At 60.3% G+C, this 17547-nt stretch carries 17 protein-coding genes and 2 pseudogenes; 10 read left to right on the forward strand and 9 right to left on the reverse strand.

Annotation, left to right across the window (positions count from 1 at the left end; translation table 11 throughout):
• From CCZ27_RS23835 to CCZ27_RS22680, 7 genes are read right to left on the reverse strand one after another with little or no spacing between them, the layout of a single operon-like run.
• Positions 1 to 366 (reverse strand): hypothetical protein, encoded by a 366-nt coding sequence (locus CCZ27_RS23835; protein WP_157748695.1) that lies wholly within the window; start codon positions 364 to 366, stop codon positions 1 to 3.
• A 2-nt stretch (positions 367 to 368) separates the two neighbouring features.
• A complete protein-coding gene (locus CCZ27_RS22655) occupies positions 369 to 563 on the reverse strand; it encodes a hypothetical protein (protein ID WP_096452985.1) in 195 nt (64 codons plus the stop codon).
• On the reverse strand, positions 560 to 880 hold the full coding sequence (locus CCZ27_RS22660) for a hypothetical protein (RefSeq protein WP_096452987.1): 321 nt from the start codon (positions 878 to 880) through the stop codon (positions 560 to 562). Before CCZ27_RS22660 ends, CCZ27_RS22655 begins: the two co-directional genes overlap by 4 nt.
• The gene (locus tag CCZ27_RS22665; RefSeq protein WP_157748696.1) at positions 877 to 1221 is read right to left on the reverse strand and encodes a hypothetical protein; all 345 of its coding nucleotides are present in this window, start codon (positions 1219 to 1221) and stop codon (positions 877 to 879) included. The genes CCZ27_RS22660 and CCZ27_RS22665 overlap by 4 nt, the downstream gene beginning before the upstream one ends.
• Positions 1211 to 1471, reverse strand: coding sequence for a hypothetical protein (locus tag CCZ27_RS22670; protein ID WP_157748697.1), 261 nt, complete (start codon positions 1469 to 1471; stop codon positions 1211 to 1213). The genes CCZ27_RS22665 and CCZ27_RS22670 overlap by 11 nt, the downstream gene beginning before the upstream one ends.
• Positions 1464 to 2030, reverse strand: coding sequence for a DUF551 domain-containing protein (locus CCZ27_RS22675; protein ID WP_096452993.1), 567 nt, complete (start codon positions 2028 to 2030; stop codon positions 1464 to 1466). The genes CCZ27_RS22670 and CCZ27_RS22675 overlap by 8 nt, the downstream gene beginning before the upstream one ends.
• 2 nt (positions 2031 to 2032) lie before the next feature.
• Positions 2033 to 2833: a Fic family protein gene (locus CCZ27_RS22680; protein ID WP_096453144.1), complete on the reverse strand. Its 801-nt coding sequence runs from the start codon at positions 2831 to 2833 to the stop codon at positions 2033 to 2035.
• A 178-nt stretch (positions 2834 to 3011) separates the two neighbouring features.
• On the opposite strand from CCZ27_RS22680, the gene CCZ27_RS22685 reads away from it, so the two are divergent.
• Positions 3012 to 4049: an IS5 family transposase gene (locus CCZ27_RS22685; protein WP_096452995.1), complete on the forward strand. Its 1038-nt coding sequence runs from the start codon at positions 3012 to 3014 to the stop codon at positions 4047 to 4049.
• A gap of 133 nt (positions 4050 to 4182) precedes the next feature.
• Here CCZ27_RS22685 and CCZ27_RS24595 read toward each other — a convergent pair whose 3' ends face one another.
• Positions 4183 to 4548: a substrate-binding domain-containing protein gene (locus tag CCZ27_RS24595; protein ID WP_096452997.1), complete on the reverse strand. Its 366-nt coding sequence runs from the start codon at positions 4546 to 4548 to the stop codon at positions 4183 to 4185.
• 794 nt (positions 4549 to 5342) lie between these two features.
• Here CCZ27_RS24595 and CCZ27_RS22695 point away from each other — a divergent pair.
• The 3 genes from CCZ27_RS22695 (at position 5343) to CCZ27_RS22705 (ending at position 9422) form a co-directional block, all read left to right on the forward strand.
• A complete protein-coding gene (locus CCZ27_RS22695) occupies positions 5343 to 6362 on the forward strand; it encodes a GGDEF domain-containing protein (protein WP_157748698.1) in 1020 nt (339 codons plus the stop codon).
• 18 nt (positions 6363 to 6380) lie between these two features.
• Positions 6381 to 8333, forward strand: coding sequence for a GGDEF domain-containing response regulator (locus CCZ27_RS22700; protein WP_096453001.1), 1953 nt, complete (start codon positions 6381 to 6383; stop codon positions 8331 to 8333).
• A 291-nt stretch (positions 8334 to 8624) separates the two neighbouring features.
• Positions 8625 to 9422, forward strand: a complete 798-nt coding sequence (locus CCZ27_RS22705; RefSeq protein ID WP_096453003.1) for a flagellar brake protein — start codon at positions 8625 to 8627, stop codon at positions 9420 to 9422.
• 563 nt (positions 9423 to 9985) lie between these two features.
• Here the strand turns inward: CCZ27_RS22705 and CCZ27_RS24470 are convergent.
• Positions 9986 to 10087 (reverse strand): annotated as a pseudogene (locus tag CCZ27_RS24470) (tyrosine-type recombinase/integrase); the annotation flags it as partial.
• 161 nt (positions 10088 to 10248) lie between these two features.
• Here CCZ27_RS24470 and CCZ27_RS22710 point away from each other — a divergent pair.
• The 6 genes and pseudogenes from CCZ27_RS22710 to CCZ27_RS22735 all read left to right on the forward strand — a co-directional run bounded on the left by CCZ27_RS22710 (position 10249) and on the right by CCZ27_RS22735 (position 17406).
• Positions 10249 to 11250 carry a restriction endonuclease subunit S gene (locus CCZ27_RS22710; protein WP_096453005.1) on the forward strand — a complete coding sequence of 334 codons (1002 nt, stop codon included), beginning with the start codon at positions 10249 to 10251 and terminating at the stop codon, positions 11248 to 11250.
• Between the two features lie 12 nt (positions 11251 to 11262).
• Positions 11263 to 14105: pseudogene (locus CCZ27_RS22715) on the forward strand (type I restriction endonuclease subunit R).
• 326 nt (positions 14106 to 14431) lie between these two features.
• Positions 14432 to 14728 carry a type II toxin-antitoxin system RelE/ParE family toxin gene (locus CCZ27_RS22720; protein ID WP_096453007.1) on the forward strand — a complete coding sequence of 99 codons (297 nt, stop codon included), beginning with the start codon at positions 14432 to 14434 and terminating at the stop codon, positions 14726 to 14728.
• Positions 14729 to 14743: 15 nt separating this feature from the next.
• On the forward strand, positions 14744 to 15862 hold the full coding sequence (locus CCZ27_RS22725) for a HigA family addiction module antitoxin (protein ID WP_096453009.1): 1119 nt from the start codon (positions 14744 to 14746) through the stop codon (positions 15860 to 15862).
• A gap of 88 nt (positions 15863 to 15950) precedes the next feature.
• Positions 15951 to 16100, forward strand: coding sequence for a hypothetical protein (locus tag CCZ27_RS22730; RefSeq protein WP_232516698.1), 150 nt, complete (start codon positions 15951 to 15953; stop codon positions 16098 to 16100).
• Between the two features lie 46 nt (positions 16101 to 16146).
• Positions 16147 to 17406 carry a hypothetical protein gene (locus CCZ27_RS22735; RefSeq protein WP_096453011.1) on the forward strand — a complete coding sequence of 420 codons (1260 nt, stop codon included), beginning with the start codon at positions 16147 to 16149 and terminating at the stop codon, positions 17404 to 17406.
• Positions 17407 to 17547 lie beyond the last annotated feature (141 nt).

The raw sequence follows: 17547 nt of genomic DNA on the forward strand, positions 1-17547 counted from the left end.
TCAGGCTTTTCCATCAATCGCTTTGTTGCGATACTCTGCATATCCCAATTGGAAATGCTCTGCCAATGCCTCGCCATATGATCGTCTCGCGTCGGCGACCGCTTCGTTTTCAGGAATGTTTCGGCGCGCAGCTTCGTAGCCATTGCAATACGCGCCACTTGCGTCGATGAGACGGTCCATCACCTCTGCTACAAGCGGCCCCGGTTCCAGGCAAACAGCATTTCCGGCTACCTTATCAAGATCGACAGTGACAGAAACGTAACGATCTTCTTCCACGTCACCGAACAATGCCACGTCATCAGGTATGCCGCTGAGCGCTTCGCGGAGTTCGCCTACTGTCTGACAGGTGGAGTATCGTTTGGTCATGGTTATTCCCAGTGCTGTTGTACAGGCGGTTCAGCCAGCAGGATGGATGCCGTTGCAGCAACCGAATCGCCTTCCTGATATGCCTGAATCAGTCGCCGCGTGCGCGGACTGATGAAGTCGGCTACCTGAATCTCCGTCCATTCCTGTTCTTGCATCAAGTGCGCCTCAACCAGATCGCTGAAATCATCGAAGCTCACGATGTCACCTCACCGTGGCGAATCCACTTGGGCTGAATATTCTTGATTGCCTCATTCAGCACGCCGTAGGCTCCGCTGGAGTGCGGGGCAAGCAACAGCGCCGCCGTCATCGCCGCAAACATCTCATCCGATACTTCTTGTAGCCGCTCGATTTCATCGCCGCGCAAATACCATTCACGCTCGAAGCGCTCTGCCTGTTCATTCGCATTAGCGAGGGCTTCCGCAAGCCGTTTGTTCTCCCGCTCAAGCTCGATCACGCGATCAATTCCATTGCGAGCGATCATCGCCACGTCCTGAATGGTCTGCTCGGTGGTCATGCCTTGCCCTCCGTGGCCGCCGTGTAACCCCAACCAAGATCACGAAACATCTTCATGCCGCGCTCCGAAACCCGCCAGCCGCGTTTCTTGGCGCGAGGCTCATATTCCTCGACAAAAAACTCCGGCACCGGCCCCCAGTGGCCGAGCGGGATCGTGCTGTACTCAGTCTTACCGATCAGTTCATCCGAGAAGAATTCGACCAGCATTTCGCCGCCCTTGCGACTGACGATCTTGCCCACACGGCCAGCGTCCAGGTGTTTGCTGTCAGGATGCAAGACCACGAAGCAGCCCGGCTGGAACATCGCTTCTTGCTCTTTTGTCAGTTTGGCATCAGTCGTCATATTGACACTCGCATTCACAAGGGCGCCATTCGCAACGCGGGCAGAACCCCATCGCCATGACGGCCTGCTTGAGTTCAAAATGACATTCAGGGCTTTCGGGATGGTTCAATACGCTGAATGCCGCGAGCGCCATCCGCTCCACCGACTTGTTTTCGTGTTGCCAACGATCGGCGTTGTTCTTTTCCATCAAGCGCAGGCGGTCGATTTCCTTCTGCTGCTCGGCGATGACACGCTCCAATGCTTCACTCATCGCCGTCTCTCCGCTTGGCCGATCCGTTGGCAATGACCCACTGGGCGCAGCGCAGATCATCCGGGTTGTCGGCCATCAAAAATGCCTTAACCGCGCCCGCCTTCTTGCCGTTCACCTCTGGCCGAAACACGGTCATGGACGTTTGCGTTCCGGTAGGCAGGGCATCCATGAGTGAGCGCAAGGCATCGGTTGCTTTTTGCTCGGCGGTCAGATCGCCCCAACCAATCAAGGCGCGCTCGATGCGAGCACGAATATCCTGCGGCAGATCGAGGGAAAGATTCTGGGCGTCAAGGCGCTTGATGTCTGCCAGCAGCGCCAGCAAATCGTCTTGCTGCCTTGTCGGATGCAGTCCCGCGTCACGAGGGTGCACAGCCCAATGCGTGGCATGCTTGCACACCTCTGGTTGATCCTCGGGGTCGGCATAGAAACACTCGTTCAATGTTTCCGCCTTCACATCGAATACCTGCTCTCCATTGAAGTCAGAGCCTTCGGTGTAGATCAACACCCGATCATGCTCATCGAGGTTCGGCATCCTGTCGGTCAACTTGATCCATTGCATGGTTACGGCTCCATTCCGCTGTCGTGATCTCGATCCTCTTCTGGTGGAGGAAGAATTGCCTCTGCATCCGGGTGGCACCCGGCGAGGAAATCCATCATCTCCGTGGCGTCCTTCGAGAGATAGAAGCGCACCATCTTCTCGTTGAACTCCTGCGCCTTGGCAGCGGGCACGCTGATGGCGTCGATGCCGTGAGACATGAGGACGCCGTTCATCATGAAGCGCGACGTGCGCTTGTTGCCGTCGAAGAAGAATTGCTGCAACGCGCCGAACAGAAAGAAAGCCGTTGCACGTTCAAATGGTTCGCACTCTTGCAGTGCTGACACGCCTTCGCTGAACACTCGGTTCAGTTCCGGTGCGCCGGGGAGTGTCGGCAGCGGTGTATAGCGTCCACGCTCGCCGAGGCCAACATCCGGGGTGTAGTTTGTCTCTTGACCTTCGCCACGAAACAATCCCCATTCCAAGGCTTCCTTGCGAGCGACAATGCCGTTCAGTTCGATGAACACGGTCTTGGTGAGGGAAAACTGACCACTCTTGACCATCGACAGCAGGCGCTTGGAGCTTTCCGCGAGGTTCAGAATTTGCTCTTGATCTGAAATCTTCCGTCCGCCGATAGTCACACCATCCAGCAGGGTCTTGACCTCGGGGAAGGTGAAGGGATTGCCTTCAAGCACCGAAGCATCCCAGACGAACTCGGGCAGCATTTTGTGGAAGCGGAAACAGACCCGCTCAAGCGAGTGAGCCGGAACGGAAGTCGGTACTGCCGATCTGTCCCATCGGAAACCAAGCGCATCAAAAAGGGGCATGTCGCCGCACTCCATCAATCATTGAAAACGGTTTTATGATAGCAATACATAGCAGTCGCGTCAATCGCAAAACACGGATTGCAGGTGTAATTACATCGAGAGCTTAGGCAGGAAAATCAATCACGGAAAACGGATACCCGGTAAAATTACGACGTCCTGAACCCCGCAGCCTGCACCGATGAAATCGCGTAGCGCTATCAAGACTGACCTGTTCGCTGACGAGCATCACCGCAAGAAGATCGACGCGCTGGGCGACCCACTGGCCGACATCGAGTCGCACATCGACTTTGCGTCGTTGGCGGCCGAGGTGGATGAGGTGGCGCCGCGCCCGGTGAGCGCGCAGGGCGGGCGTCCGCCGTACCCGACCGAGACGATGGTGCGGATCCTGGTGCTCAAGCGTCTGTACAACCTGTCCGACGAGCAGATGGAGTACCAGTTGCTCGACCGGATGAGCTACAAGCGCTTCTGCGGACTGGCGAACGCGACCCACGTCCCGGACCGCACCACGGTGTGGACCTTCGAGAACCGGATCGGTGAAGCTGGGGCGAAGGCTCTGTTCGATGGCGTCTCGGAGCAGTTGCTCAGGAAGGGTTTCATCGCGCGCGGCGGTCAGATCATCGACGCCACTTTGGTCCCCGCCCCCAAGCAGCACAACAGCCGAGGCGAGAAGGCGCTGATCGAGCACGGTGCGATGCCCGCCGACTGGAAGCCTGCGAAGCGCCGCCAGAAGGACCTCGACGCGACCTGGACCAAGAAGCACGGCACGAGCCACTTCGGCTACAAGCTCTCGATCAACGTCGACAAGAAATACAAGATCATTCGCCGAATCGAGACCGACACGGCCAGTACGCACGACAGCCAGCACTTCGACGACGTCTTCGATGCGGGCAACACAAGTCGGGACGTCTATGCCGACCGGGGCTACCCGTCCGAGGCGCGTGAAGCCTGGCTCAAAGAGAACGGCTTCCGTAACCAGATCCAGAGGAAGGGCAAACGCAACAAGCCGCTGACCGAGTGCCAGCAGCGGCGTAACCAGCGCATCGCCAAAACGCGCGCCCGGGTCGAGCATGTCTTTGCCGCCATCGAGCAGATGGGCGGCAAGTTGCTGCGTACCATCGGCCAGGCGCGGGCGAACTTTGCGATGACGATGATGGCTGCCTGCTACAACTTGAAGCGGCTGGTCTACTTCCGGAAGGCCGGAATCGAGGCCTTCTGACGCCCGAAATGGGCCGAATCGCCGATACCCGGGGCGATTCGAGGCAAAAACGGGGCAACGTCGCCGAGAAACGCGGTGGTTTGCCAAAGGAATTGGACCGAATTCGGTCGCGGTCATCATTGCGCGGCGGGATTTACTGAAAACCTCGGGTTATTCGAGGTGCCCGATAGGCACTCGCAGGGGCGATCACGAGCGCATCGACCCGTTTGTTGTGAACAAGATCCTCGACGATCACAACCTGTTGCTCGAATGAAGTTTCCTGTGCTGCCGTTTTAACGATCAGTTCAATACCGAGTTCGATCTCCGCCTTTCGCGCACCCTTTTCCATTTCGATGAAAAACGGATTGGTCAGGGTTTTCATGACTAGCGCCACCCGCAATTTGGCAACGGGGGGCGGGGATGTGGGGATTGCTACCTCGGGTTCTCGATCGACACGCTCACCACACCCAGCAAGGACGAAAGACAGGACCAGGAAGGGAAGGCATCGGATCGGCCGCATGAGCGTCACTCTGAGAAAGGTAACAAATGTACCAGCTTCTTTCCGACCGGCCGAGTAGCTTGACTGCGGTCACGATCTCGACCACTTCGGCGGCCTGTCTCTTGGAGGCAATCAGGGTGGCCAGCAGCAACTGAAGTCAATATTGTGGATCGGGCATGGACGTGCCATCGTGGCGGTCAATCCATCACTACGTCATTGCCTAGCAATGTTCGTTTACGAGGGCACGTCTTAGTAGCTAATGATACCCGCTCTCGTGCGTCACACCGGCTGGGGCTTCTTCAACGCCACGAGCCGCGCTAATCAAGGTGATCATCGTCACGAACCACGCGCATACAGCCTTTCGAGCAGCATTTGCACAAGCTTAGTCGTGGAAGCGTCTATCGAGCGAACTGCACCTGGACGAATATCGCCCCTCGATTTGAACGCGAGCCGGCTTCTGGCGCGCTTGGGCAGCGAGTGCGACTGTGGCGCCGGCAGTCGTCCTGGTGCTGAACCTGCGGGACATCGGCGATTTTGAGGCGCCGACATTGGAGCCGATCGCCCACCTGGATGCAGAGTCCGACGCCGCTGCATTATTGCGCACATTATCTTCCCGCGGACCACCGGTTGGTGCTTGGTGCCTGCCGGCCGGGGCAAACGGCGCTGGGCGGTAAATCGTCCCCGATGTAGTGCCGGGCATCCGGATGGACCGCGTCGAATTACGGGTCTATAATCGCGCGCCAGCCGCGTTGTGCAAGGGCGCCTGCGAATCAATCTGCCCTCGCAACGGGCCCGACCCGAGCTCCGAAATTAGCATGAACCTATCACAAACCAACGAAACCGCAGCCGCGGATCCCGGAGCACGCGCCCTCGGGTTTCTGGCTGAACACCGGCTCGCGCCCACTCCGGTCAATTACTGGGTTGCGCACGACTACCTCGGGGGCGATAACGCCGGGCTTGGCAGTGCCATTGACGAGGCGCTCGCGTCAGTCGTGGCGCTTGATGATTTCGTCGTGCGCGAGCTTTACGAGCAGCATGTGGCGGGCGAATCTTTTCGCCGCTTTCGTGGCATGGGCGAGGATATCGACAAATTGCTCGGCGTCCTGCTCGACAATGTGCGCAACGCGGACCGCAACACGTCCGGCTTCCAGGCGTCGCTCACCGAAAATATCACCCGGCTCGACAAGTCGCAGGACCCGGTAGGCCTGCGCACGGTGGCGCAGAACCTGCTTCAGGCGACCGCGGCGGCCAATGCGAGCAATGCGGCCCTTCAGAAAGACCTCGAGGCCACCGAGCTGGAGGCACAACTGCTGCGCAGCGAACTCGACAAGCACCGCCGCGAGGCGATGACCGACCCGCTCACCGGCCTCCTCAACCGCCGCGGCATGGAGATCGAGACCGCACGCATGATCGACTCCGCGCCCGATTCCGATGCGGCGATGCTGGTCATGGACATCGACCACTTCAAGAAGATCAACGACACCTACGGCCACGCTGTCGGTGACGTCGTGATCCGCAAGGTCGCCGAGACGATAGCCGAAGTGGCCCCGGGCGAAGCGGTGACAGCCCGCTTCGGCGGTGAGGAGTTCGTCATCGTGCTGCCCGGTGCTTCGTGCGATACGGCCCGCACACTGGCCGAGAAGGTTCGCACCGCCATCGCGCGGCTGCGTCTTGTCCGGCGTCAAGACAAGCTTGCGATCGCGCCCTTCACAGTCTCGGTCGGCGTCGCCATGCGAGCGCCCGAGGAGCCGGTCGCGGCGCTCTTCGATCGCGCAGACAAGGCGTTGTACGAGGCCAAGCACGGTGGCCGCAACCGCGTCGTGACCGCCGCCTGAGGTCGCGGACCGACCGCCATGCCGCGATTCGAAGAGATCAAGCTTGCCGGGCAGTTGCCCAGCCCCAAGGGGGTCGCGCTGGCCATCATGAACCTGTGCGGCCGAGACGATACCACCATCGACGACATTGCCCGCCTGGTCCAGACCGACCCCGCCTTGTCGGGGCGCCTGTTGCGGCTGGCCAACACTAGCGGCGGCGGGCATCGGCCAATAGCGGCCGTCAACGAGGCGCTGCTGCGCATCGGCATGAAGGCGGTCGGTCAGCTCGCGATGGGGTTCTCGCTCGTCGACCAGTTCAAGGAGGGGCCGTGCAAGGCGTTCGACTATCGCAGCTTTTGGTCGCACTCCCTGCTCATGGCGCTGGCCGCGCGCGAACTCGGCCGCCTGACCCGTGTCGCCGCACCAGAAGATTTGTTCGCGTGCGGTCTGATGGCGAATATCGGTTCGCTGGCATTGGCGACCGCCTTTCCGGTCGAGTACTCGGCGCTGCTCGAGTCCGGCTCGCATGATCCGCTCGCGGCAGAGCGCGAGACCTTCGGTATCGATCGGCGCGAATGCACCCTCGCGATGCTCGAGGACTTCGGCATTCCCAAGGCGCTCGCCGAGCCGGTCTTTTACCACCTCGCGCCCGACGAGTCCCAGTTTTCTGACGCTTCGAGACCGAGCAGACTGACCTGGCTGTTCCACACCGCGCACCACCTCGCTGATCTCGGCGTCGCCGCGGAGGCGACACGAAGCCAGCTTGCAGGTTCCCTGATACGACTCGGCGGGCGCTTCGAAATCGACGCCGACGGTACCGCGACGATGTTCGACCGTATCGTTGCCGAGTGGGACCAGTGGGCCAGATTGCTGGAGATCCCGGCGACCTCGCTGCCCTCGTTCGAACGGATGTCGGAGACGCCACCGGTCGCCGCGGAGCCCGACGGCGCCGCATCTTCGGTGCGCGTCCTGATGGTCACCGCATGCCCGACCAGCGTGACCCCGATAAGCACCTTGCTGCAATCGGCCTTCGGCTATCGTACCTATCTGGCCGGGGATGGCGACGAGGGCTTGAGCATGGCGGTCGCCATGCTGCCCCATGTCGTCGTCGTTGACGCTGACACACCGAGCGCGAGCGCCCACGACTTCTGCCGCCGATTGCGTGCGACCGACTGGGGTAAGTCGGTATATCTGATCGTGATGACCGCCACCGTGGACGAACGCAATTTCGTCGCCGCGTTCGAAAGTGGTGCCGACACCTGCCTGTGCAAATCTCTCGGTGACGCCAGACTGCGCGCGGCCATGCGTGCGGCGCACCGCTACCTTGGCCTGCTCGACGCGTGGCAAACCGATCGCGTCCAGCTCAAGCAGATTGCCTCCGAGCTGGCGGTCAGCAATCGCAAACTCGAGCAGGTCGCGCGAACCGATCTGCTCACCGGATTGCCGAATCGCCGTGGCGGCATGGAGGCGCTGGCCCGGGCCTGGAGTGCATCGAACCGCTCGGGGGAGGCGTTGTGCGTAATGATGCTTGACATCGACTGGTTCAAACGCATCAATGACCGATACGGGCATGCCTTCGGCGACCGCGTGCTTGAGCAGGTGGGCGCCGGCCTGCGTAGCGAGGCGCGCAGCAGTGACACGCTGTGCCGCATAGGCGGTGAAGAATTCCTGGTCGTATGCTCAGGCTCCGACCTGCGCTCGACGATGACGGCAGCCGAACGGCTGCGGCGTGCGATCGCAACGCTGGGTCTCGTTGCCGGTGAGGGCGAGCAGGTCGAGCTCAGCATCAGCGTCGGCATCGCGCAAAAGGAAGCGGGCACCAGCAGCACGGATGTGCTGCTCGGAAACGCCGACAAAGCCCTGTACGCGGCCAAGCACGCCGGGCGCAACCGCATCTGCGTGATGGCTCATGGCAAGCTACATCATGGCGGCGCCCCGGTGTCCGGCGAGGATCTCACACGAGGAAGTGGCGCGGCGCGGCCCAAGAAATGATAAAAATGTGAAAACCGTGGCTTTTCACGCTGGCGCCGATCGAGGCCTCCTTCCCGGCGGCAAGAGTGAAGTGCGCTTGCATCAGGACACCACTTCGGCTCTGGCGTGCCCAGCGCGAACAAGTACGTCAGTTCCTCCTCGCCGACGTCACCCGACACGACGATCACCGGTGCCTCGGGTGCCCTCGCGCGGATCTCGGCAAGGAACGTTGCGGCCGTTGTCGCCCGGCCGGCGATCCTTCAGGGTTTGCAAAAAGCTGTAATTGCGATTGGTAGAGGGAGATGTAAGGCGATGAGCCAAAACGTGCGTGGAAGCAACTCGAATGACGACGTGGATGCTGATTCCTTGGTGAGTTCGTCGCCGCAAGCCGGCATTCCGATCGGAAAACCACCGAGCACCGAACCGGCCATCTTCGGCTTCGACGACATGCATTTGGTCGTTGGAGACTGGTTGCAGGTCGAGTGTCCTGCGCCCTCGGGAATCGGACGCGTCTTCGTTCGTGTAGTGGGGTATGTGGAGGGCATCAGCCTGATCGTCACTGCGTCCTCCAAGAACGGCAAGCGGCTTAACATCCTGGAGAACGAGATCCTTACAATCCGCGTTTTTTCGCGGCAAAGCGCGTTTGCATTCCGGAGCTCCGTTCTCAGAGCATGCCAGGTGCCCTTTGATTACCTGCACCTGTCGTTTCCCGAAGTCGTGCATGGGCGCATGATTCGCAAATCCACTCGGGTGCGCATCGAGCTTGCCGTCACGGCCTTTGTACCCGCGGAAGGCCAAGGAGAAGGTGAATCTGCCCTTATCGAGAACATGAGCTCTACGGGGGCGCTGCTCGTAGCCAGCAAAGCGTTGGGCGCGACGGGCGATGCACTTCGTCTGGACTTCGAGGCGACGCTCCACGATGTGGACACGCCCCTGAGCGTCGAAGCCCTGTTGTTGAATGTGGTGCGAAGTGACGATCTGAACCGGGAGGGAACCGAAGAGATGTTTCGACACGGAATGGAGTTTCGAAACCTCAAGGCAAGCGACCGCATGATTATCAAGAGCCTCGTCTACCAGCAGATCATCGAGAATCCGAACAGCATCGTTTAGTTACCCCGCATTTCTTACACCCCGGTGACTTGTCTCAAAAAGGCGCGCGATTTCGTTTAGATCCGCTTGGCGATGGCGTCTGGAGGTCGGTTGCGACACTTTCGTCCTTGATCGAGGTGCTGTCTTAGTACCTTCCGTCGGGATCGACAGCTTCGCAAAGCGTTTTCTGTCGTTCGTCGTCAGTTGGTTTTCAGCCACCCAGCGACCGAAACTGACCGAGTACTTACCTCGCCAAACACCTCTGCAATGGCCGGAGGCACCAGGAAAGGCTGCCCCTCGTCCGCGAAAACCGGCATCGGTAGGCGAATGGCTGCTCACTGGTGCATAGTCCAGATCAGGGGCGGCTTTTGGGAAAAATCGCCACCGGCAGGTCCTGGCCGGGTCGAGCCAAGACAGGGTTCAGGTTGGTTGCCGTAAACCGGTCATCTACGACCATCCAGCGAGGGAAATCCTGGCTGGATCTCCAACGGCTGGTGATGGCCGATACGACCCTTCCAGCATCCCGCCGGAAAGCAGCCGCCCGTCGCGTTGAAGGCTTTCTTCGGGCAGCCGCCGGGACACGATCAGATTTCGATCTGCTCAGAGATCTCCAAGGCATCGTCGACCTCGATACCGAGGTACCGGACTGTCGATTCCAGCCTATGCCCGAGAAGAGTTCCCACGATTCCCCGGAGCAGTCGCCGAGCAAGTCACATCAAGGGGGGTGCGATGTGGTAACGCTGCTTCGGGCTACGCCCTTCGCAGCGTTACCACATCGCACATCAGGGATCAGACTATTTTGCCAAGAACTCAGCGAACCCAAGCGCACCCCTCAAAGCCGCTGATCATGACCATCAATCAGCGAGATCATGTCGTTGGACTGCTTGATCATGAAGAATGGAATCTGCAGGAGCAGGCTGTAGCCGTCACGACCGACCGCGAGGAAGGGATGGTAGCCTCGCACCGGTTCCCGATGTACGTGGCCAAAGATTTCTTGGCAGAGCCGGAATTCATCCTCCGGCTTTTTCTGACCCACAAAGGCAAGAAGCTTCTCGAGCTCGCTTCCCCAGGCGGGGCCGGTCGCAACAAGACCCTCGGACAGAAGGAATTTGAGAGCCTCAAGATCGCCCTCCCCTCTCCTCCAGAACAAAGAAAAGTCGCCACCTTCCTGTTGGCCGTCGACGAGCGCATCGCCCAACTCAGAGCCCGTTACGAGTGGCTGACCAAGTACAAGAAGGGCGTCATCCGGAAGCTCTTCGCCCAGGATGTTCGCTTCAAGGACGCCGCGGGGTGTGAGTTTCCCGATTGGCAGGAGTCATCTTTTGGCGAGGTGGCGGAACTGCGGAACTGGAAGTACGACCCAGATACTTCGGCCGAGGCGTTACGCTGCGTCGAACTCGAACACGTCTCACAGGAGACGGGGCGGCTGTTGGGCTACGTCGATTCAAAGCTACAGAGAAGCGTCAAGAACCGGTTCGCCGCTGGAGACGTGTTGTTCGGAAAGCTCCGGCCGTACCTCCGGAAGTATCTGAAGGCACCCTTCGATGGCGCATGCTCCACCGAGATATGGGTGCTGAACGGCAAGAAGGTGACGAACGATTTCTTGTTCTACCTCGTTCAATCCGAGAGCTTCATGACGACCGCGCAGATCTCGTCTGGATCGAAGATGCCGAGGGCCGACTGGGGAGTGGTTTCATCCGGCGAGGTAGCGTATCCGTGCCCCGAAGAACAGACCAAGATCGCCGGCTTCCTCTTCGCCCTGGACGCCCAGATCGCCTGCGCCGAGTCCCAGCTCGAATCTGCGAAGCGGTACAAGCAAGGTATCCTCAGGAATATGTTCATCCAATAAGAAAAACCGTCCATGACGACCCAGTCCGAATACCTCCTGGAAGAACGCCTCCTCAAGCAGCTCGAAGGCTTCGAGTACGAGCGCATCGCGGTCGACAACGAACCCGCCATGCTCGCGAATCTCAAGCGCCAGCTCGAGAAGCACAACGGCGGCGTGTCTTTCACGGCGGAGGAGTTCGAGCGGATCCTGAGCCACCTGAACACGGGCACGGTCGTCGAAAGGGCGAAGATCCTCCGGGACAAGTTCGTCTTGAAGCGCGACGGCGGGGAAACCCTGTACGTCAGCTTCCTGAACTGCGACGAATGGTGCATGAACGAGTTCCAGGTCACGCACCAGGTCAGCGCCGAGGGGAAACGGAAGAACCGTTACGACGTCACGATACTGATCAACGGCCTGCCACTCGTCCAGATCGAGCTGAAGCGGCGCGGGGCGGAACTCAAGCTCGCGTTCCACCAGATCAACCGCTACCAGCACGAGTCGTACGACGCCGGCCACGGCCTTTTCCAGTACGTGCAGATCTTCGTGATCAGCAACGGCGTCAACACCAAGTACTTCTCGAACAACAAGCACCAGGCGTTCCAGCAGACGTTCTACTGGACCGACGCCGAAAACAAGCGGATTTCCGACCTGTCTGAGTTCGCTGGCACGTTCCTGAAGCCCTGCCACGTCGCGAAGATGATCACGCACTACGTCGTGATTACCGAGAGCGGCGTCCTCAAGGTGCTCCGCCCGTACCAGTTCTACGCGGTGGAGGGCCTCGTCGACCGGATCAAGAACAGCGATGAAGACGCGTACGTCTGGCACACGACCGGGTCGGGCAAGACGCTCACCTCGTTCAAGGCCAGCCAGATCATCCAGCGCCTCCCGAAGGTCAGCAAGGTCCTCTTCGTGGTCGACCGGAAGGACCTCGACTACCAGACCGCCCGGGAATTCAACGGTTTCTCCAAGGGCAGCGTCGACAGCACGGCGAACACCCGCCACCTGGTCGAACAGCTCAACGACGACTCGTGCAAGCTCATCGTCACGACGATCCAGAAGCTCAACAACGCTGTCCTGAAGGAACGCTACCTCGGGAAGATAGGGCACCTGAAGGACAGCAAGGTCGTCTTCATTTTCGACGAGTGCCACCGGAGTCAGTTCGGCGAGACTCACCAGAACATCCGGAGGTTCTTCACCAAGGCCCAGATGTTCGGCTTCACCGGCACGCCGATCTTCGCCGACAACGCCAACGTCACGGCCGGGCTCACGAGGACGACGGCGGACCTGTTTGGGAAGTGCCTGCACAAGTACGTCATCGTCGACGCCATCAGGGACGAGAACGTCCTCCGGTTCTCAGTCGAGTACGTCGGCAAGTACCAGAAGAAGGAAGGCGCAAACGCGTTGGACATCGAGGTCGAGGACATCGACCGCAAGGAGATCCTCGAGAGCCCGCAGCGGATCGGGAAGATCGTCGACTACGTCCTGGCGCACCACGCGCAGAAGACGAAACGCCCGGACTTCACGGCCATGTTCTGCGTGGGGAGCGTCGAGGTTCTGTGCAAATACTACGAGGCGTTCAAGGAGAAGCAGAAGGACGTGGCCAACCCTCTGCGGGTCGCGACAATCTTCAGCTACGCTGCCAACGAGGAGAACCCGCTGGCCAACGGCCTGCTGCCGGAGGAAAGCCCGGACGTCCCGACCGGCGCCAAGATCGATCAGAGCAGCCGCGACAAGCTCGACGCCTACATTGCTGACTACAACGCGGCCTTCGGGACCCAGTACTCCACGAACGACAGCCAGTCGTTCTACGGCTACTACCAGGACATCGCCAAGCGCGTACGCGAAGGAAAGATCGATGTCCTCCTCGTGGTGAACATGTTCCTCACCGGCTTCGACAGCCCCCGCCTGAACACCCTCTACGTCGACAAGAACCTGAGGTTCCACGGCCTCGTCCAGGCCTTCTCACGGACCAACCGGATCCTGAACGATCGGAAATCGCAAGGCAACATCGTCTGCTTCCGGAACCTGAAGAAGGCCACCGACGAGGCGATCGCGCTCTTCTCGAACAAGGACGCCAAGGAAACGGTGCTCGTCGAGCCGTACGAGGACTACGTCGCCAAGTTCAACAAGGCGTCGATCGAGCTGCTCACCATCGCCCCGACCGTCGGCAGCGTGGACGACCTTCCGGACGAGGACGCCCAGCTCGCGTTCGTCACCAAGTTCCGGGAGCTGATGCGCCTGAAGAACGTGCTCACGACCTTCGCCGAGTTCAAGGACGCCGACCTGACGCTCGAACCGCAGAAGTTCGAGGACTACAAGAGCAAGTACCTCGACCTCCACGACGCGGTGAAGAAGTCGAAGGACCCGGAGAAGACGTCCGTCCTCGAGGACGTCGACTTCGAGCTGAGCCTCATCCACCGTGACGAGATCAACGTCGCCTACATCCTCAACCTCCTCGTCTCGCTGAAGAAGCTCTCCCCGAGGAGGCGACCAAGCGGAAGAAGGAGATCCTCGAAGTCCTCGCCGGCGACGTGAATCTCCGCAGCAAGAAGGAACTCATCCAAGCGTTCATCGAGGAGAACTTGCCGAAGCTGAAGCCCGAAGAGGACGTCATCGGGGCGTTCGAGGGATTCTGGGACGGCAAGCAGAAGGAGGCGTTCGGGAAGCTCTGCCAGGAGGAGAACATCGACCCGGACGGTCTCCAGAAGATCCTGGGGACCTACGCGTTTGCAAACCGGCTCCCGCGTGAGCAGGAGATCGTCGGGACGCTGACCTACAAGCCGAAGATCCTCGAGCGGAAGTCGATCCTCCAGCGCGTCGCGGAGAAAATCCGGGCGTTCATCGACACGTTCATCGAAGGCATGGGCGGAGTCTGAGAGACGTATCAACTAACCCCCAACCATGTCCACGCACCAGAAAATCGCGGTGGCGACCGCCGCCGCCGGAGCGCGCCTCGTCTGATCAGCGACTTACGCGCTCATCTACGGACCGTCCGAACCTATCGCTGGTACCAACCCGGTGCTCGGCATCTTTCACGACCTGGTCGGGCGGTCGCTAAACGTGGCCTGCGACCCTCTTCCCTGGAGGTAGGGGCGTTCCGGACCTCCCCGCGGCCCCTGAAATAATAAATGCCTTTGTCCATCTTTACACCATGTGTAATCATGGAATTGACTTTTATAATTCAAGGGATAAACTCCACACTATGGAAGTTGAGTTCGACGACGACGACCTTGACAGGCTCGAAACCGACGCCCAGTTCACCGCCGGGCACCCTCAGGAAATCGTGAGCGCCTACCGGAGGCGGATGCAGCAGATCCGCGCGTTCCGAGACGAGCGCGACTTCTACGCGCTGAAAGCCTTGCACTTCGAGAAGCTCAAAGGGGACAGGGAGGGACAGCACTCGATCCGACTTAACAAACAGTGGAGGCTCGTCCTGGAGATCAGGGGCGAACACCCCTGCAAGGTCGTCGGCATCGTTGAAATCGTCGATTATCACTAATAGGTGGGGGAAATCATGAACGCACGAGTACCCGCGGAAGTATTCCCGCCAGGAGAGTTCCTGCGCGAGGAGTTGGAGGCGCGGGACTGGAGCCAGCAGGAGCTCGCGGAAATCATGGGGCGCCCCCCGCGCCTCATCAGCGAGCTCATTTCCGGAAAGCGCGCTGTCACCCCGGAAACCGCTAAGGGGCTGGCCGAAGCTTTCGGGACGTCGCCCGACTACTGGATGTCCTTGGAAAGCCAGTACCAGCTCTCCAAGGTGAAGACGGAGGACGGCATCGTCGCCAGGAAAGCCGCCCTGTACGGCAGGTTCCCCGTCAGGGAAATGATCCGGCGGGGCTGGGTCCAGGCCAGCGAGAGCGTCGAAGTCCTGGAGGCTCGTTTCTGCGATTTTTTCCGGATTCCGGACGTCAGCGTCCAGCCCGAGCTTGTCCATAACGCGAAGAAGACGCACGCGCACCTCGAGGCCACGCCCCTGCAGATGGCTTGGCTGTTCCGCGTCCGGACTTTGGCCGAGAAACAGGTCGTCCCCGCGTATTCCAGGGAGAAGCTGGCCGCTGCCGTCGAAAAGCTGAAAGCCCTCCTCCTCGCACCGGAAGAGGCGCGCCACGCACCGCGGATCCTGGCGGAGGCTGGCGTCCGGCTGGTTTTCGTAGAAGCCATGCCGGGGTCGAAGATCGACGGGGCCACATTCTGGCTCGACGACGAGAAGCCCGTCATCGGTATGACTCTCAGGTTCGATCGCATCGACAACTTCTGGTTCGTGCTCCGACACGAGATCGAACACGTGCTCCGTGAAGACGGGAAGGCTGACGCGGACGTGCTCATCGACTCGGACCTCGGCAGCGAAACGGACGGGATCGCCGAGTGCGAGGGACGAGCGAACGAAGCAGGGGCCGACTTCTGCGTACAGAAAGGACAGCTCGACGATTTCGTCGCCCGCGTCCAGCCGTACTTCTCCGAAAAGAAGGTCTTGCTCTTCGCGCAGCGTATCAACGTGCATCCCGGCCTCGTCGTAGGCCAGCTCCAGCGCCGTCTCAAGCGGCACGATTTTCTAAGGAAACACCAGGTGAAGGTTCGGGACTTCGCGCTCCAAGCCGCCGACTCGGACGGATGGGGTTCCTTTTCGGAATAGGATGAAGGAGGAAGAATGTCCGCTTACGCCAACGAAGTTAAGGCCTATCTCGAGCGATACCAGAAGGAAGTCGACGGGAGCGGCCTGCTTGATCCGCACGCAGTCGCGGAATGGGCATACGGACGTCGACGTTTACAACGACAAGAACCCTGCGCAGGCGCCGATCCAAATTCCCTTGGATTTCACTCTCGACGTCGAAGAACTCCAGCTTCCGTACAAAGGGAAAAAGGCGGCCTGAAGACGGAGCGCGATTCCTTTCTTACGACATCACCACAACCGGTTTCATGTTCAGATACGCCGACAAGTCCTCCGGACTCCTCTTCTCCTCCCAAGGCCTCAGCGACCTGACGGCAAAACTCGCGAAGAGGCTCCGGGACGAGGTCGAGTCAATCGACGCGAACCGGCTCCTCAACACGGCGCCGGCCGATCTCGCCGCCTACCTGGCGGAGAAGTACCGCCTCGACCCACCGGCCCTCCGCCGGGACGAATGGAGCGCGGAAGAGTCCGAAACAAAAATCGACGTCAGCGGGGATCAGAACCGCTGGATCAGCGACCGGAGCCGGCCCTTCTACGTCCCCGGCCAGAGGATCGACGTCGAAGTGCCGTTCGACGGGGATCCGGAGCTCTTCTACATCCGTCCGAGCCAGTTCTCGCTCTCCCCTCCCCGGGCCGCCGTCCGGGGACGGTCGCTTCTCCTTTCGTTCGAGATTCCGCATGAACAAGAGCGGGACGTCCGGTCGGAAACTGACCGTTCCCTCGCCGAAATCGAGCAGAACCTCTCCCGGATCCGCGGCGAAGCGGACCAATACAACCGGAGCCTCCCCTACGAGGCGGAGACGGCGGTCTCGAACCGCCGTGCCCGGCTGCTCGCCAACCAGGGCCGCGTCGCGGCGCTCGGGATCCCGCTCAAGAAAAGGGCGGGAGCCCCTTCGACGTATGCCATACCGGACGTGCGGAGGAGGATCGTCCCGACCCTGCCCCCGGCGGCCTCCGTCCCGTACGAGCCGGAGCCGGTCCTCGACGCCGAACACTACGAGCACGTGCTTTCGGTCGTACAGAACATGGTTCAAGTCATGGAACGGAGCCCGTCCTCGTTCGCCCATATGGGCGAAGAGGCTCTCCGCGACCACTTCCTCGTCCAGCTCAACGGGCAGTTCGAGGGGCGAGCGACCGGCGAGACCTTCAACGCCGGCGGGAAGACGGACGTCCTCCTGCGCGAGACCGGTCGGAACGTGTTCATCGCCGAGTGCAAGTTCTGGAAGGGGCCGAAGCACTACGCGGAAACCATCGACCAACTCCTCGGCTACTCGTCCTGGCGGGACGCGAAAACCGCGATCCTGGTATTCAACCGCGGGACGTCGACGTCGACCGTCCTCGACGGGGTAAGGGAACGGACTGAAGCGCACCAGTACTGGAAAAGGACCGTCGATTGGAAGCACGAGAGCGGCTTCCGGTACGTCTTCCACCACCCGGGCGACCGGAACCGGGAGCTCACCGTCACGGTGCTCGTGTTCGACGTTCCGTCGCCTTCTTCAACTGGCTAATTAAATAAACTCCAGTAGGGTTCGTCTCAGAAAACGGAAAACAAAGCACGTTAAGGCGATTGCATTTTTTGCAGCGCCCTGAGCTGTGCGCCGGGGGTAGATGACCGCGGTGACAGGCGGACGACGGGTACGAGCATGGGT

The sequence above is a fragment of the Thauera sp. K11 genome, from assembly GCF_002354895.1.
GTDB lineage: Bacteria > Pseudomonadota > Gammaproteobacteria > Burkholderiales > Rhodocyclaceae > Thauera > Thauera sinica.

Excerpts from the sequence above, each read along its gene's own strand:
- CCZ27_RS23835 (WP_157748695.1), bottom strand. The coding sequence starts at position 366 with ATGACCAAACGATACTCCACCTGTCAGACAGTAGGCGAACTCCGCGAA.
- CCZ27_RS22660 (WP_096452987.1), bottom strand. The coding sequence starts at position 880 with ATGACCACCGAGCAGACCATTCAGGACGTGGCGATGATCGCTCGCAAT.
- CCZ27_RS22665 (WP_157748696.1), bottom strand. The coding sequence starts at position 1,221 with ATGACGACTGATGCCAAACTGACAAAAGAGCAAGAAGCGATGTTCCAG.
- CCZ27_RS22670 (WP_157748697.1), bottom strand. The coding sequence starts at position 1,471 with ATGAGTGAAGCATTGGAGCGTGTCATCGCCGAGCAGCAGAAGGAAATC.
- CCZ27_RS22675 (WP_096452993.1), bottom strand. The coding sequence starts at position 2,030 with ATGCAATGGATCAAGTTGACCGACAGGATGCCGAACCTCGATGAGCAT.
- CCZ27_RS22680 (WP_096453144.1), bottom strand. The coding sequence starts at position 2,833 with ATGCCCCTTTTTGATGCGCTTGGTTTCCGATGGGACAGATCGGCAGTA.
- CCZ27_RS22685 (WP_096452995.1), top strand. The coding sequence starts at position 3,012 with ATGAAATCGCGTAGCGCTATCAAGACTGACCTGTTCGCTGACGAGCAT.
- CCZ27_RS24595 (WP_096452997.1), bottom strand. The coding sequence starts at position 4,548 with ATGCGGCCGATCCGATGCCTTCCCTTCCTGGTCCTGTCTTTCGTCCTT.
- CCZ27_RS22695 (WP_157748698.1), top strand. The coding sequence starts at position 5,343 with ATGAACCTATCACAAACCAACGAAACCGCAGCCGCGGATCCCGGAGCA.
- CCZ27_RS22700 (WP_096453001.1), top strand. The coding sequence starts at position 6,381 with ATGCCGCGATTCGAAGAGATCAAGCTTGCCGGGCAGTTGCCCAGCCCC.
- CCZ27_RS22705 (WP_096453003.1), top strand. The coding sequence starts at position 8,625 with ATGAGCCAAAACGTGCGTGGAAGCAACTCGAATGACGACGTGGATGCT.
- CCZ27_RS22710 (WP_096453005.1), top strand. The coding sequence starts at position 10,249 with ATGACCATCAATCAGCGAGATCATGTCGTTGGACTGCTTGATCATGAA.
- CCZ27_RS22720 (WP_096453007.1), top strand. The coding sequence starts at position 14,432 with ATGGAAGTTGAGTTCGACGACGACGACCTTGACAGGCTCGAAACCGAC.
- CCZ27_RS22725 (WP_096453009.1), top strand. The coding sequence starts at position 14,744 with ATGAACGCACGAGTACCCGCGGAAGTATTCCCGCCAGGAGAGTTCCTG.
- CCZ27_RS22735 (WP_096453011.1), top strand. The coding sequence starts at position 16,147 with ATGTTCAGATACGCCGACAAGTCCTCCGGACTCCTCTTCTCCTCCCAA.